Below are 15,639 nucleotides of genomic sequence, written 5' to 3'. Positions count from 1 at the left end.
CCCATAGGATTGTATTCCAGTGTTTTGGTATCAATTTCATAAGACTTAATAATGCCGTCTTCAGTCAGCGCATTAGGGTCATTAGCTTTCATATGCTTCTCATAAACCTTCCTAGCTTCCTTACTGGTCGCTATCTCAATCATTTTTTGTTTTTCGTGGTGCTGGTACACAGCGAAACCTCCTAATCCCCTAATCCTATACTAATAAGGGCAACAATACTGAGCAGTATGCGCTTAACTTTCTTTTTCCTAGGCATCTATCTGCCTCCTTTAACAAAGATACAAAGGCCGTGTCAAATCCGTATAAATCAAGGAAGGACGGGCAATGACCAGCATCGCAACGGACTTCACCATGTTTACTAGGATTTTAGACCATGTTCACTTTACGCTATCAGGTAAAGCAATTCCTGTTATTACCTTACATTATAGCATAAATTATTTTGTTTTAAAACACTGTGTCTGCTCTCCCGCACCAGTTTCATTGTCATAGATTTTAGAAGCAAAGCCGACCGTTCTGTCGTATTGGTCTTTTATTTCACGACCAACAGAGATATCTCTGTATTCTGTCATGGCAATCTGAAGATTTTTTTCATTAATATATTTTTTCTCACTCAAATCACTTCACTCCTTTAGTAATTTTGAAAGTTTTTGTGAAATAGTGTAACCAGAGGACTCTAATTGCCCGTTATCATTTTCTATTAATCCAAAATGAAAGTCTAGTTCCTTATCATTATTAAAATATATTCTAACTTCCATTCCACCCATAGGATTGTATTCCAGTGTTTTGGTATCAATTTCATAAGACTTAATAATGCCGTCTTCAGTCAGCGCATTAGGGTCATTAGCTTTCATATGCTTCTCATAAACCTTCCTAGCTTCCTTACTGGTCGCTATTTCAATCATTTTTTGCTTTTCGTGGTGCTGGTACACAGCGAAACCTCCTAATCCTATACTAATAAGGGCAGCGATACTAAGCAGTATGCGCTTAACTTTCTTTTTCTTAGGCATTTATCTGCCTCCTTTAACAAAGATACAAAGGCCGTGTTAAATCCGTATAAATCAAGGAAGGACGGGCAATGACCAGCATCGCAGCGGACTTTACCATGTTTACTAGGATTTTAGACCGTGTTCACTTTACGCTATCAGGTAAAGCAACTTCTGTTATTACCTTACATTATAGCATAAACTGTTTTGTTTTAAAACACTGTGTCTGCTCTCCCGCACCAGTTTCATTGTCATAGTTTTTGGAGACGAAGCCGACAAATTGATTATTCTCAGTATAAACTTCACGTCCCTTCACCATATTTTCATTATATTCTGCCATAGCTGTTTGAAGATTTTCTTCGTTAACGTATTTTTTAGCCATAACTTACCTATTTTCTTCCAACATATCATCTAGCTTAGCTGACACAATATAATACGCCGTGTGGTAAGTTCCATCACCGTTATCTACCAAATTAAAACTTAAATAGGCCTCTGCATCATTATTTACAAGGATATCAACAATAAGCCCGCCCATAGGATTGTGTTCTAAACTGTCTTTATCAATTTCATAAGACTTAATAATGCCGTCTTCAGTCAGCGCATTAGGGTCATTAGCTCTCATATGCTTCTCATAAACCTTTCTGGCTTCCTTACTGGTCGCTATTTCAATCATTTTTTGCTTTTCGTGGTGCTGGTACACAGCGAAACCTCCTAATCCTATACCGATAAGAGCTGCGATACTGAACAGTATGCGCTTAATTTTCTTTTTCCTAGGCATTTATCTGCCTCCTTTAACAAAGATACAAAGGCCGTTAAAAATCCATATAAAACAGGGAAGTAGGATTTTAGACCGCGTTCGTTTTACGCTATCAAGTAAAGCAACTTCTGTTATTGCCTTATATTATAGCAAAAAAAGATTGGAGAAAGCCCATCCTTAATTAAAGGAGGTTTCTCCAATCCGGCTATTATTTATTTCCGACACTAATACGGTTAAGAGCACGGCGCAATGCGACCTGAGCACGGCGCACTTCATCGATATTATCAGTGCTTTCCGCTTCTTCAATTTCACGTTCGGCCCGCTGTTTAGCCCGCTCAGCACGACTGAGGTCAATATCCCGGGCCCGCTCAGCTGAATCGGCCACAATGGTTACCAAATTATTTTTGACTTCAATGATTCCGCCATTTACTGCTACCCAATCTTCATGATTTTCATCATCAATCCGCTGGATTTTCATCTCATGAACGTCAAGCGGAGCAATTAGGTTGATATGATCCGGCAAAATACCCGTTTCTCCATCTAAAGTCTTCACAGAAATAAATCTGGCATGATGGTTATATCTGATACCATCTGGTGTTACGACCTGAACTGTCATATATTTCATGAGATCACCTCATTAAAAGCCCATCTTTTTAGCTTTTTCAACAACATCTTCAATCGGACCGACACTGCGAAAAGCGTCTTCAGGCAGATCATCGTATTTTCCTTCAAGGATTTCCTTGAAACCGCGGACTGTCTCTGAAACAGGTACATAAGAGCCTGGCAGACCGGTAAATTGCTCAGCTACATTGAAATTTTGCGACAGGAAGAACTGAATCCGGCGGGCTCTGCCAACCAGTGTTTTCTCCTCATCGGACAGTTCATCCATCCCAAGAATAGCAATAATATCCTGCAGCTCACGGTAACGCTGCAGTACACGCTGAACTTCTGTTGCCACATCATAATGCTCTTGACCGACAATTTCCGGAGCCAAGGCTCGTGAACTTGAAGCCAAAGGATCAACTGCAGGGTAAATCCCCATCTGAGTCAGGCGGCGTTCAAGATTGGTTGTCGAATCCAAGTGGGCAAAAGCTGTTGCCGGTGCTGGGTCGGTATAATCATCAGCAGGCACATAAATAGCCTGAATAGAAGTGACAGAACCCTTCTTTGTCGAAGTGATGCGCTCTTGGAGCTGTCCCATTTCCGTTGCCAAGGTCGGCTGATAACCCACAGCTGATGGCATACGGCCAAGAAGAGCTGAAACTTCTGAACCTGCCTGGGTAAAGCGAAAAATATTATCAATGAAAAGAAGCACATCCTGCCCTTCAACATCGCGGAAATATTCGGCGATTGTCAGACCGGTAAGAGCCACACGCATACGCGCTCCAGGCGGTTCATTCATCTGACCGAAGACCATAGCGGTTTTTTCAATAACACCGGATTCTTTCATTTCCCAGTAAAGGTCATTCCCTTCACGTGTCCGTTCACCGACACCGGTAAATACAGAAATCCCGCCGTGTTCCTGAGCAATATTGTGAATCAGCTCCTGAATCAAAACGGTTTTACCAACCCCTGCACCGCCAAAGAGTCCGACCTTTCCTCCTTTTAGGTAAGGGGCCAGCAGATCAACCACCTTGATTCCTGTTTCCAGAATTTCTGAGGCCGTAGACAGCTCATCAAACGCCGGGGCCTTTTTATGAATCGGCTGACGCTCTGCCTTTTCTGCAAAGGGCTCAGCCAAATCGATTGTATCGCCGAGCACATTAAAAACGCGGCCTAATGTCTCTTTACCGACAGGAACACTGATAGCACGGCCAGTATCAAAAACCTCCAGCCCGCGTGTCAATCCGTCGGTTGACTCCATGGCAATTGTCCGAACCAAGCCTTCTCCAAGTTCAAGAGCCACTTCAAGAACAATTCTTTGTGATTTATCACTATTTTTGTAAACTACCAATGCATTATTAATCTCAGGCAGTTTGTCGTCCTTTGCAAATGCAACATCAACAACCGGACCAACAACCTGAGCAATTGTGCCAGAACTCATGTCTTTCTCCTTAGTCAAGATACAGGGCCGTGAAAAATCTGTATGAAAATAGGGGATGGCGAGTGATGCCAACTACATCACGCCGGCAGCCATCTTTTTCACTAAGATTTTAGGCCATGTTCAGTTATCAAGATACAAAGCCCGTTAAGAACGCAAATGGAAAATAGGTGGTAAGTCCGAAATCTTTGATTTCGCAGACGCACCCCTGCCAGAACGATTAGAAGGGTGCGGCAGGCTGGCTGTAAAGACTGCAAAGCCTTCAGACGTTTACGGCTGCCTAACTGTGAAATCAGTTCTATATTTGACCATGCTTTTCCCCGCAGCGTTCAGGGCGTGTTCAGTTTATCAAGATAGACGGTAACGAAAAATTTTTATTGCCGTTTACCTTTTACAGTGTTTTAGATTTCTATCTTAGCGGATTTAAAAATCTCTAGTATAATTTTAAGCGATTAAAACTTGCTGTTTCATTCAGCCAAAAGAATTATTCAGAAGAAAGGGCAGCAAAACCACTGTCGGACTTCTTTATTCCCTTTCTGCTGCTATTCCAAAGCATTAGCGCCGGCAACAATTTCCGTAATTTCTTGCGTAATCTCTGCTTGTCGGGCGCGGTTATACTGAATGGTCAGATCCTCAATCAGATTTTTCGCATTGTCCGTTGCTGTCTGCATAGCTGTCATTCCGGCAGCATGCTCTGCTGTCTTAGCATCAACAATAGCACCGTAAATGAGGCTCTCTGTGTACTGAGGCAGGAGCTGTTCTAAGATAGTATTGCGATCAGGCTCCAGCTCAAAATCACGCACCCCTTCTTCTGCTGCCTCATCGGCATCTAACTCAGTAATCGGCAGCATCTGCTGAACTCGAACCTGGCTGGTCAGGCTGTTAACATGATGGTTATAACAGACATAAAGTTCATCAAACAGTTCATTGGTATACATTTCAATGGACTGGGAAATAATCCGGCCGACCTGGTCGAAGCTGGGCTGATCTTCTAAACCTCGCAGTTCAAAAGCAACATTCATCTTTCGGCCTTTAAAAAAATCGGAGCCGACACTGCCAATCGAAATAATTGTATAGTCATCATCGGCTGCATGATATTCGTTAATAATATCCATGACAGCTTTTAAAATTTTAGAATTATAGCCGCCGACAAGGCCCTTATCAGATGTAATAACGATATAGCCGGTTCTTTTCACCGGTCTGGCCAGCAGCATAGGATTGCGGCTGCCCCTTGTCAGTTCCGTTTTCAGCAAATCTGTCGTAATCTGACGGATTTTGGCCGCATAAACTTGAAAGTTTCTGGCCCCTTGTTCTGATTTAACAAGTTTGGCTGATGAAACCATGCGCATCGCACTAGTGATTTTACTGGTTTTCTCAGTCGAAATAATTTTGTTTTTAATTTCACTAAGAGAGCCTGCCATACTGGAACCTCCCTATTATTTGAACTGTGATTGATCTTTAAAGGCCTGAATCGCTTTATCCAAATCAGCCTCATCCGGCAGATCCTTGGTTGTGCGGATAGTATCAAAAATAGCCTCATAGTGCAGATCAAAGTAATCATAAAGCGCTTCTTCAAAAGCCAAGATATCATCTACCGGCACATCATCTAAGAAACCATGCGTCAATGCATAGAGTATCAGAACCTGTTTTTCAACCGGGAGAGGCTTGTGCAGAGGCTGTTTCAGCACCTCAATCGTACGCCGGCCACGGTTTAGCTTGGCCTGAGTAGCCGCATCCAGATCGCTTCCGAATTGAGTGAAAGCTTCCAGCTCACGGTAAGAAGCCAAATCCAGCCGCAGGGTTCCTGCTACCTTTTTCATTGCCTTAATCTGGGCAGATCCACCGACACGGGATACTGAAGATCCCGCATCAATAGCCGGACGGATTCCCGAATTAAACAAACTTTCCTGTAAAAAAATCTGCCCATCGGTGATTGAAATAACGTTTGTTGCAATATAGGCTGAAATATCGCCTGCCTGAGTCTCAATAAAAGGCAAAGCAGTAATAGACCCACCGCCAAGAGCATCAGAAACTTTAGCTGACCGCTCTAAAAGACGGCTGTGCAGATAAAAGACATCCCCCGGATAAGCCTCACGGCCTGGCGGACGGCGCAACAGGAGAGAGAGCTCCCGATAGGCTACCGCTTGTTTGGATAAATCATCATAAACAATTAAAACATGTTTGCCCTTATACATAAACTCTTCTGCCATTGCCACACCGGCATAAGGAGCTATGTAGAGCAAGGGTGAGGGCTGTGATGCTGAGGCTGTCACAACAATAGTATAATCAAGTGCCCCGTACTGGCGCAGTGTTTCAACTTGTGTACGGACCGTTGATTCTTTCTGGCCGATAGCGACATAAATACAAATCATATCTTGATCCTTCTGGTTCAAGATCGCATCAATAGCCACAGAGGTTTTCCCTGTTTGTCGGTCTCCGATAATCAGTTCACGCTGTCCGCGGCCAATCGGCACAAGGGCATCAATAGCCTTAAGTCCAGTCTGAAGCGGCTCAGAAACAGACTGCCGCTGCATAACGCCCGGTGCAGGAAACTCGACTGGCCGGCTCGACTGGGTCTGAATACTTCCCAAACCGTCTACAGGCTGACCAAGAGGATTGACAACACGGCCGATCAGCGCTTCGCCAACCGGTACTTCCATGATTTTACCGGTACGTTTGACTTCATCACCTTCGCGGATAGCCGAAAAATCCCCCAAAATGATGATGCCTACATCATCTGATTCAAGGTTTTGTGCCATCCCAAAGCTCCCGTCAGAAAATTCAAGGAGCTCGCCGCTCATGGCCTTGTCCAGACCGCGTGCCCGGGCAATACCATCACCGACATAAGTGACTATTCCTGTTTCTGTGACATCAAAACTTGGCTGAAAATTCTCAATTTGCTTTTTAATTAAAGCGCTAATTTCTTGTGCATTAATTGCCAAAAGTCACACCACTTTCTATTTTAAATTCATTTTAAATTCCCGTAATTGACGGCGAATACTCATATCAACAACCTGATTATCCGCATCGATAATCAAACCGCCGATAATGGATGGATCGATTCTCTCAACAAGCCTGCCTTTGCTGACAGCTAATTTATCAGCAGCTATTTTTAGAACCCGCTCTTTTTGCGCTTGGGTTAAAGCAACCGCTGATGTGACAACAATATCATAAGTATTGGTCACGTCAGACAGTTTTTCTAAGACAAGCTGCAGTATCTCATACAGATAAGCTTCTCTTTCATTTTGTATAACAATTTCCAGAAAATTACTGAAATAGACTGAGGCAGATCTCTGAAAAGTTCGGATAAGATCCGCCTTAGCCGATTGGCTGATACCGTCATGCTTCAGGGCAGCAGCCAAATCTGTTTCAGAAAAGACTGTTAATACAGTCCTGATTTCTTCAGCCAGTATTTCTGTCTGCTGCTGTTCCACGGCTACTTCAACAAGACTTTTGGCATACCGTTCAAGCACTGTCTGTGTTTTTTTGTTCATCAGACTTCTCCTAGCTCATCAAGATAACGGTCAATGAGTTGACTTTGTGCCTCCTTGTCCAAATTAGCCGTCAAAATTTTTTCAGCTAAAAGGACTGTTAAGTCACCTACTTCTGTTTTAACATCAGACAGGGCTTCTGCTTTATCCTGAGCGATATCCTGACTGGCCTTTGTCTTCAGCCGGCCAGCCTCTTCTTCTGCCGCAGTGATAATCTGATGACCCTTAGCTGTGCTCAGCTCTTTAGCATCATCAATAATTTGGCTGGCTTCTCCCTTTGCCTGAACAAGTTCATGTTCACGCTGATCGGCCAGATCCTCTGCTTTCTGCCTTGCAGCTTCTGCACTGTCAATATCATTAGCAATCTTTTCTTCACGGTTTTTTAATATGCCTGTCAGTTGTCCCCAAACATATTTTCTGATAAGAACAAGCAAAAGAAGCACTGAACCTGTAATAATGATGATATTACCAATCGTTGTACTGTTAATCAGTATCTCCATCTCTTTTTACTCCTTTCTTATTCTTCACTGCTGCCGTTAACTTTGTCTCCGATATAGGACGATGCCAACATGGTAAAAACGTAAGCCTGAATCGTTGAAATAAACATTGAAAAAGCCGTCCAGGCCAAGTTGATACCAAAGGCAACCGGAGCCATAAAAAGCTTCCAATTAGCCAGCTGCACTAAAAGCGTCGTGACCACTTCACCGGCATAAATATTGCCGAAAAGACGCAGCGCTAGTGAAGCTATATTAGTCAGTTCACTTAAAATATTCATGGGCAGCATAATCGGCTGAGGAGCCAGATAGCCTTTCAGATAATCCTTAATCCCATTTTTTCGAATGCCTTCAACATGAACAACACAGGCTACCATCAAAGACAGAGTCAGGTCAACTGAAAAATTGGCTGTTGGAGATGTCCACAGATTATAGTCACCAACTTCAAGCTTGGTAACTAGGCCAATATTATTAGCAATCAAAATGAAGAAAAAGAAGGTAAATAAAAGCAAACTGTAATTTTGTGTATAAGCTCCTAAATTTGGTTTAATGGTATTTATGACAAATTCATAAAGATACTCTAACACATTTTGTCTGCCTTTAGGTTTCAAAGTCATACGGCGGCTGGCCCAGAAAAGAAAAGAAAAGACAGCAAGCACAGTCAAGAGAGACATTGCAAGAATTGTTAAATCGAACTCAATGCCCAAAAATTGTAGGGTTGGATTTTCTAATGTTTCCAACGTTACCCCTCCTTCTTAGTTGGTTTTACAGTAAAAACCAGCTGCTTAGTTGACAAAGAAGGTTGCTGCAAGAAGAACGAAAAAGGTTCCTTCAATAAAAGCCACACCAAGAATCATCAGTCTTTGCAGTTTACTGTACATCTCCGGCTGACGTGCCGCAGACTTAGCAATATTAGAAACTAAAAAACCTTCTGCCAGACTAACACCTAAAACAGCGATCCCAAGCGCTAAGATATTTAAATTCAACATAAGAGTTCTCCTTAAAAAAATTTTACCTTGTTATTTTAGTCTTATTTTTAGGGAATGTCAATAAATTACTTGCTTTTCTGCTCTCTTTCTTAAACCATTCTTAACCATTGCTCTTCTCTGCTTTCAGCCCATTTTCAGCTGTTGGCTTTTTAAAAATTCAGAACTAAGAATCCACTGAACTCATTTAAAAATTTCCGCCTCTTCTTCCCTCCAATGCTAAAACCAAATTTTCACATCGAATCAAAGAGGCTGCCGCGACTTTACCTAGCGGCCGACCGCACCCTTCTAGTCGTCTTGGCAGGGGGTGCCTGCGAAATCATAGATTTCTGGCTTACCGCCATTTTTGCTGTGAGCTTGAACGAGTTTTGTATCCTGTGAATTGAACACGGGCTAAACGCTGCGGGAAAAGTATGGTCAAACATAGAACTGATTTCACAGTTAGGCAGCCGTAAACGACTGAAAGCTTTGTCGCCTTAACAGTCGACCGCACCTTTCTAGTCGTTCTGGCAGGGGTGCGTCTGCGAAATCAAAGATTTCGGACTTACCGCCTATTTTCCTTTTGCGTTCTTAACGCCCTTTGTATCTTTATGAACTGAACACGCCCTAAAATCCTAGTGAAAAAGATGGCTGGCATCGTGATGCCAGCATCACTTGCCATCCCCTATTTTCATACGGATTTTTAAACGGGCTTTGTATCTTAATAAAAAAACGGCCTGAGCCGTTTTTTTATCTATAGGAAAGGCAGAAAGAGAAGCCTTATTTACGCAAATTCCAGATTTCCTCAGCATAAGCCGTAATAGTGTCATCCGATGTAAACTTGTCTGAGTTAGCAATATTAAGAAGGCTCATACGCGCCCACTTTTCCTTATCACGGTAAAGCGCATCAATATGCTCCTGAGCAGCAACATAGGAAGGGAAATCTTCCAGCAAGAAATATTCATCATTGTATGCGATAAGCGATTCATAAATTTCGCTTCCTTGGCTTTGCGCATTTGGAATCGTTCCATTAACAAAGGTATCGACAACACGCTTGATAACAGGATTGTTTTCATAGACTCCGCGGGAATAATAGTCATGCGCTTCATAATGATGGTAGACCGCATCTTTATCCATACCGAAGATGACAATGTTATCATCACCGACTTCATCTTTAATTTCGATATTTGCACCATCAAGAGTGGCCAGTGTAATCGCGCCCGTCATCATGAATTTCATGTTTGAAGTGCCTGATGCTTCCTTGGAAGCCAGTGAAATCTGCTCAGATACATCAGCCGCCGGAATAATCAGTTCGGCCAGACTGACATTATAGTTTTCTAAGAAAACTACTTTCAGTTTGCCTTGGAGACTGGTATCATTATTAACCAAATTAGCCAATTCATTGATCAGTTTAATGACCGATTTCGCAAAGTGATAGCCCGGCGCCGCTTTAGCTCCGAAAATGAAAACACGGGGAACCATATCCTTATCAGGATTGTCTTTTAAGTCCCAATACAGTTTGATGATGTGCAAAACATTGAGCAACTGCCGTTTGTAGGCATGGAGCCGTTTAACCTGCACATCAAAGATAGCATCTGTAGATACTTCAATCCCTGTTGTTTCCAGAATATAAGCCGCTAATTTTGCCTTTGCTTCTTTTTTCACTTGATAGAACTGATCAAGAACAGCTTTATCATCTGCAAAGTCATTTAATTTTTGCAGTTCATGAATATCTCGGCGCCAGCCTGTGCCAATGGTAGCATCAATTGCTTCCGACAGTTCCGGAGCAGCAATTTGAGTCCAGCGCCGCTGAACGATACCGTTTGTTTTATTATTAAATTTATCCGGATACAGGGTGTAAAAATCACGCAGCGTATCTTCTTTGAGCAGTTCTGTGTGAAGTTTGGCTACACCATTGACCGAATGGCCGCCGATAATGGCCAGATTAGCCATGTGAATCTGATTATCCTTGACAATCCGAGTATTTTCAATAATATCGGTAGCCACATTGTTCTGAGTCATTTCAGCAACGAAACGGCTGTCAATCTCAAGGACAATCTGATAAACACGCGGCAAAACTGTCTTAAACAGGTTGGCGTCCCATTTTTCAAGCGCCTCAGACAAAATCGTGTGGTTGGTATAGCTCATAGTCTTCACAGTAGCTTCCCAAGCCTTATCCCAAGACAAACCATAGTCGTCGATCAAAAGGCGCATGAACTCAGCTGGAGCAACAGCCGGATGGGTATCGTTAATATGAACAGAAACCTTTTCATAAATAGTCTCAAGCGGACGGCCAAGTTTGAGATAAGACTTAATGATAGTCTGCAGTCCGGCACTCGTCATGAAGTATTCCTGAATCAGACGCAGTTCCTTTCCTTCATAGCTGGAATCATCAGGATAGAGTGTGGCTGTTATATCCTGAACACGACGGCGATCTGCAATCGTTGGATAATTCAGTTCATATTCTTCAGGAATTTCAACGTCCCATAGACGCAGATTATTGATAACATTATTTTTAAAACCGATCTGCGGAACATCATAAGGGACAGCCCGCAGAACCTGTGCATTTTTGTAGACAGGAATAATCCGGCCTTCTTCATTAGCCTGCAGCTGGACATCACCGAATAATTTGACATCTACAACATCATGGTCCTTGCGAATTTCCCAGACGTTGCCAGTTGAGCCGAACCAAGAATCCGGCAGCTCTACTTGATAGCCGTCAACAATACGCTGTTTGAACAGGCCGTATTTATAGCGCAGACCGTTCCCAAAACCGGGGTAGCCGGTCGTTGCTAAAGAATCCATAAAAGCAGCAGCCAGACGGCCCAGACCGCCGTTTCCCAAAGCCATGTCGTGCTCTGCATTTTTGACTGCATTGAAATCGACATCCAAATCAGCAAAAGCCTCTTTTACCAAATCCAAAATACCTAAATTAAGGAGATTTGTTTCCAGCATACGACCTGGCAAAAACTCAATAGAAAAATAATAAGCAATTTTTTCCTGATTCTCAGAGAGTTTGCGATTGCGGTCAATCCAAGTGTCGGTGTAATACTTACGAACCAGTTTTGCTAAGGTCGCAAATATTTCAGTCGGCGTTGCCGCCGGCACCTTAATCAGTTGTTCTTCGTGAAGTGTATCCTTAAAATCACGAATAAATTGTTCTTTTGTGAGTTGCATTTTTTTCCTTTCAAATGGCTTTTTTAAAGCTCTTTATACAAGCTTTCATAAACAAGACTGGCAGTATCCCAAGAAAAATCCTGACTCATAGCATTTCGCTGAATAGCCTGCCAATCTTCCTTGTGATTATAATACACATCGAGCGCAAAGGCAAGTGTATTGTTCAGCCAATAGCCGGAAAAATTATTAAAGCCAAATCCTGTACCGGATTTTTCCAACGGATTGTAAGGAATAACCGTATCCCGCAGGCCGCCTACCTCATGCACAAGCGGAAGTGTGCCGTAGCGCATAGCCATCATCTGAGAAAGTCCGCACGGTTCGAAGGCACTTGGCATCAGGAAAAGATCGCAGGCTCCGTAAATCTGCTGAGCCAGTTCCAAATCAAAGGTGATATTTGCGGATACTTTATCAGGATAGTGCAGGCCAAACCATGAGAAGGCATTTTCAAAGTCTGCATAACCGGTTCCCAATACCACAAGCTGCAAGTCGTACTGCAAAATCGCATTCAGCTCGTTGACAACCAGATTAAAACCTTTCTGATCGGTCAGACGCGATACGATGCCAATCAGCGGCACATCATCACGAACAGGCAGCCCCACACGTTTTTGCAGAGCTTCCTTATTTTTTGCCTTTCCGGATAAATCATCAATCGAAAAATGCGCTTCTAAATAAGGATCCGTTTCCGGATTTAAAAGCTCGGTATCAATACCATTGACAATGCCAGATAATTTCCCGGCTTCCATCCGCATAATCTGGTCAAGTCCTTTCCCAAATTCAGGGGTTTGGATTTCTTCTGCATAAGACGGTGAAACGGTTGTTACACGGTCAGCGTAGAGCACGCCAGCCTTCATCCAGTTCAGGGCATCGTTCCAGCGCAACGTCCCGTCAGCATAACGCTCATCTCCTACGCCAAATAAATTCCCCAGCATTCCGGGATCAAATTGACCTTGAAATTCAATATTATGGATAGTAAAGACTGTTTTAATGCCTTGATAGGCCTTAATCCAATGATACTTTTCTTTAACCAGAAAAGGAATCATAGCCGTGTGGTAGTCATGGACATGAAGGACATCCGGGATGAACTCAATTTTCTCCATCATCTCTAAAGCAGCCAGCTGAAAGAAAGCGAAGCGTTCCCCGTCATCCCAATCTCCGTAAATATGCCCGCGGAAAAAGTAATCGTGATTGTCAACAAAATAGAAGGCAACCTGATCACGGACTATTTTTTTGACACCGACATACTGACGGCGCCAGCCCACATCGACATAAAAATACAGAACATCTTCAATTTCATCGCCGAATTTGGCATCAATACTATCATAATAAGGTAAAACAACAGCTACTTCATTTCCGTTTTTCACCAGTGATTTAGGCAATGCACCGATGACATCACCTAAACCGCCGGTTTTAGCAAAAGGTGCGCCTTCTGCTGCTACAAACATTATCTTCATTGAATAATATCCTCAACAATTTCAACTGACTTAGCTATAACGACTGGTTTTTCCTGCGTTCCCCGGATAGTGACACCGTCTGCAATTTGAACATTTTTACCGACAATGGCATTTTCAATAACTGTCCCTTGACCGATTTTCACTTTAGGGAAAAGAATACTGTTGACAATTTTCGAATTTTCAGCAAGATAGCAGTTGCGGGAAACGATAGAATGCTCGACATCCCCTTTTACAATACTGCCTGATGCAAACTGAGCATTTTTGACAACAGAATCTGCTGCATAATAAGTCGACTCTTCATTTTTAACTTTTGTATACACTCTTTGGTTAGAGTAAAGCAAAGAATAGAATTTTTGGCTGTCCAGCATATCCATGTTTGCATCGAAATATGACTTAACGGAAGAAATGTTAGCAAGGTAGCCTGTGTATTCAAAAGCTAAAGCCTGCTCACTGACCGTCAAATCTCTCAGCAAGAAACGCAGTTTTTGCGGCTTGTCTTTCTGAGCTTCTTTTTCCATTTGTTCGATCAGCCAAGGTGTATCAATGATGTAAATGCCAGCCGACATTTTTTCCGTCTTGCTGCCTTCCTCAAAGCCGTCACGGCGTCCGACAACAATATCAGATTCATCAATTTCCAAAATATCATTAGCCTGAGAAATGGACTCTCTCGGCAGTTTTTTATAAACAACTGTAATATTGCGTTTATTAGCATTGTGCAGATGAATAACCTGCTGCAAATCAATATTGCAAAGGATATCGCAGGACATGTAGACGGTTTGATCAGATCCTGAGCGTTTCAGATAAGTCAGTATTTGATCATAATAATCATGGTCAGCCACCGTTCCGTCCTCACTTGTATTGTAAAAACCAAGGAAATAATGGCTGAGAAGGGTATTTAGTCCCCACTCCCGGCCGCTGCGGATATGATCAAAAACCGAGCGAATATTTTGGCCGCGGAAAATACCGTAAACACTGCGAATACCGGCATTAGCTAAATTGGACAGCTGAAAATCAATTAGGCGGTACTTACCATCAAAGGGGAGACTGGCTAACGGACGCACAGCTGTCAGTCCTTCCATCTCCGGAAAGCCGATGGCATTTCCGAGAATTGCAGAATATTTATCAATCTTCATTTGGTACCCCCACTACTTCATTGTAACCAACAACTTGCACTTCCTCAGTGCCATCAATTTCTACACCTTCACCAATAATAGCGCCCTCACCGACAATAGCCCGTGTAATTTTTGCACCTTCACTGATAACAGCACCGCTCATGATAAAGGAGTCTTTAATTTCAGCGCCTTCTTTGACCTGAACATTTGTAGACAGGATGGAATGCTCAACTTTACCTGAAACAAAGCAGCCATCCACAACAAGTGAATCTTTGACGCTGGCTTCGTCTGTAATAAAGTTCGGCGGTGCGATCAGATTTTTGGAATAAATTTTCCAAGAGCGGTCACGGCTGTGCAGTTCATTATCTTCGCCGATGTATTCCATATTAGCTTCCCAAAGCGATTCGATAGTGCCGACATCCTTCCAGTAGCCTTGGAAATTATAGGTATACACCCGTTCACCGGATTCAAGATAAGCCGGAATAACATTTTGACCAAAATCGGACATTTCAACATTATTTTTTTCTGCATCAACCAGCATCTCGCGCAGACGCTTCCAGTCGAAAATATAAATCCCCATAGAAGCTTTGGTCGATTTAGGGTTTTTCGGTTTTTCTTCAAATTCAACAATCCGGTTATTGGAGTCAGTGTTCATAATACCAAAACGGCTGGCTTCTTTAAGCGGAACATCGATAACAGCAACTGTTAGACTGGCCAAATTATCTTTATGGGTTTGCAGCATGTCGTCATAGTCCATCTTATAAATATGGTCACCGGATAAAATCAAAACATATTCCGGATTGATGGAGTCGATATAGTCAATATTCTGATAAATCGCATGGCTGGTCCCTTGGAACCAGCGGTTTCCTTCAGTTGCCGAATAAGGCTGAAGGATTGTCGCCCCTGAGTTAATCCCATCAAGCCCCCAGCTTGAACCATTCCCGATGTGGCTGTTGAGAGCCAACGGCTGATACTGTGTAATCACACCAACATTATTAATTCCTGAATTGGCACAGTTTGACAGTGCAAAATCAATAATTCGGTAACGGCCGCCAAACTGTACTGCCGGTTTGGCAATACTTTGTGTCAATTTCCCAAGACGTGTCCCCTGTCCTCCAGCGAGAATAAGGGCTAACATTTCATTCTTCATTTAGTTTTCCTTTCGTAA

At 42.8% G+C, this 15,639-nt stretch carries 17 protein-coding genes; all 17 read right to left on the bottom strand.

Features of this window, described 5'->3' with window-relative positions; genetic code table 11:
- Nucleotides 1–143, bottom strand: a 143-nt coding sequence (locus AB3329_RS11635) for a DUF1310 family protein (protein WP_438272892.1), incomplete at its 3' end; no start/stop codon positions are given.
- A gap of 291 nt (nt 144–434) precedes the next feature.
- Nucleotides 435–614 carry a hypothetical protein gene (locus AB3329_RS04405; RefSeq protein WP_368394528.1) on the bottom strand — a complete coding sequence of 60 codons (180 nt, stop codon included), beginning with the start codon at nt 612–614 and terminating at the stop codon, nt 435–437.
- A gap of 6 nt (nt 615–620) precedes the next feature.
- Complete coding sequence (locus AB3329_RS04400) at nt 621–1,007, bottom strand: DUF1310 family protein (protein ID WP_368394527.1); 387 nt, start codon at nt 1,005–1,007, stop codon at nt 621–623.
- A gap of 166 nt (nt 1,008–1,173) precedes the next feature.
- A complete protein-coding gene (locus AB3329_RS04395; RefSeq protein WP_368394526.1) occupies nt 1,174–1,365 on the bottom strand; it encodes a hypothetical protein in 192 nt (63 codons plus the stop codon).
- A 3-nt stretch (nt 1,366–1,368) separates the two neighbouring features.
- Entirely contained in the window at nt 1,369–1,761 is a 393-nt protein-coding gene (locus AB3329_RS04390) for a DUF1310 family protein (protein WP_368394525.1), read from the bottom strand.
- Between the two features lie 187 nt (nt 1,762–1,948).
- Complete coding sequence (locus AB3329_RS04385) at nt 1,949–2,365, bottom strand: F0F1 ATP synthase subunit epsilon (protein ID WP_368394524.1); 417 nt, start codon at nt 2,363–2,365, stop codon at nt 1,949–1,951.
- Between the two features lie 12 nt (nt 2,366–2,377).
- Nucleotides 2,378–3,784: a F0F1 ATP synthase subunit beta gene (gene atpD / locus AB3329_RS04380; RefSeq protein ID WP_368394523.1), complete on the bottom strand. Its 1,407-nt coding sequence runs from the start codon at nt 3,782–3,784 to the stop codon at nt 2,378–2,380.
- A gap of 539 nt (nt 3,785–4,323) precedes the next feature.
- Complete coding sequence (locus tag AB3329_RS04375; RefSeq protein WP_368394522.1) at nt 4,324–5,202, bottom strand: F0F1 ATP synthase subunit gamma; 879 nt, start codon at nt 5,200–5,202, stop codon at nt 4,324–4,326.
- Between the two features lie 15 nt (nt 5,203–5,217).
- A complete protein-coding gene (gene atpA / locus AB3329_RS04370; RefSeq protein ID WP_368394521.1) occupies nt 5,218–6,723 on the bottom strand; it encodes a F0F1 ATP synthase subunit alpha in 1,506 nt (501 codons plus the stop codon).
- 15 nt (nt 6,724–6,738) lie between these two features.
- Nucleotides 6,739–7,275 carry a F0F1 ATP synthase subunit delta gene (locus AB3329_RS04365; protein ID WP_368394520.1) on the bottom strand — a complete coding sequence of 179 codons (537 nt, stop codon included), beginning with the start codon at nt 7,273–7,275 and terminating at the stop codon, nt 6,739–6,741.
- Nucleotides 7,275–7,772: a F0F1 ATP synthase subunit B gene (atpF, locus tag AB3329_RS04360; RefSeq protein ID WP_368394519.1), complete on the bottom strand. Its 498-nt coding sequence runs from the start codon at nt 7,770–7,772 to the stop codon at nt 7,275–7,277. The genes AB3329_RS04365 and atpF overlap by 1 nt, the downstream gene beginning before the upstream one ends.
- Before the next feature lie 17 nt (nt 7,773–7,789).
- Nucleotides 7,790–8,506: a F0F1 ATP synthase subunit A gene (gene atpB / locus AB3329_RS04355; RefSeq protein ID WP_368394518.1), complete on the bottom strand. Its 717-nt coding sequence runs from the start codon at nt 8,504–8,506 to the stop codon at nt 7,790–7,792.
- 45 nt (nt 8,507–8,551) lie between these two features.
- A complete protein-coding gene (locus AB3329_RS04350) occupies nt 8,552–8,755 on the bottom strand; it encodes a F0F1 ATP synthase subunit C (protein ID WP_368394517.1) in 204 nt (67 codons plus the stop codon).
- 756 nt (nt 8,756–9,511) lie between these two features.
- The gene (locus AB3329_RS04345; protein ID WP_368394516.1) at nt 9,512–11,908 is read right to left on the bottom strand and encodes a glycogen/starch/alpha-glucan phosphorylase; all 2,397 of its coding nucleotides are present in this window, start codon (nt 11,906–11,908) and stop codon (nt 9,512–9,514) included.
- Between the two features lie 23 nt (nt 11,909–11,931).
- Nucleotides 11,932–13,359 carry a glycogen synthase GlgA gene (gene glgA / locus AB3329_RS04340; RefSeq protein WP_368394515.1) on the bottom strand — a complete coding sequence of 476 codons (1,428 nt, stop codon included), beginning with the start codon at nt 13,357–13,359 and terminating at the stop codon, nt 11,932–11,934.
- The gene (gene glgD / locus AB3329_RS04335; protein ID WP_368394514.1) at nt 13,356–14,492 is read right to left on the bottom strand and encodes a glucose-1-phosphate adenylyltransferase subunit GlgD; all 1,137 of its coding nucleotides are present in this window, start codon (nt 14,490–14,492) and stop codon (nt 13,356–13,358) included. The genes glgA and glgD overlap by 4 nt, the downstream gene beginning before the upstream one ends.
- The gene (locus AB3329_RS04330) at nt 14,482–15,621 is read right to left on the bottom strand and encodes a glucose-1-phosphate adenylyltransferase (protein WP_067062890.1); all 1,140 of its coding nucleotides are present in this window, start codon (nt 15,619–15,621) and stop codon (nt 14,482–14,484) included. The genes glgD and AB3329_RS04330 overlap by 11 nt, the downstream gene beginning before the upstream one ends.
- Nucleotides 15,622–15,639: the final 18 nt, after the last annotated feature.

Source organism: Streptococcus huangxiaojuni, assembly GCF_040930515.1.
Lineage (GTDB): Bacteria > Bacillota > Bacilli > Lactobacillales > Streptococcaceae > Streptococcus > Streptococcus huangxiaojuni.
This window is presented reverse-complemented; position numbering and strand designations above follow the sequence as displayed.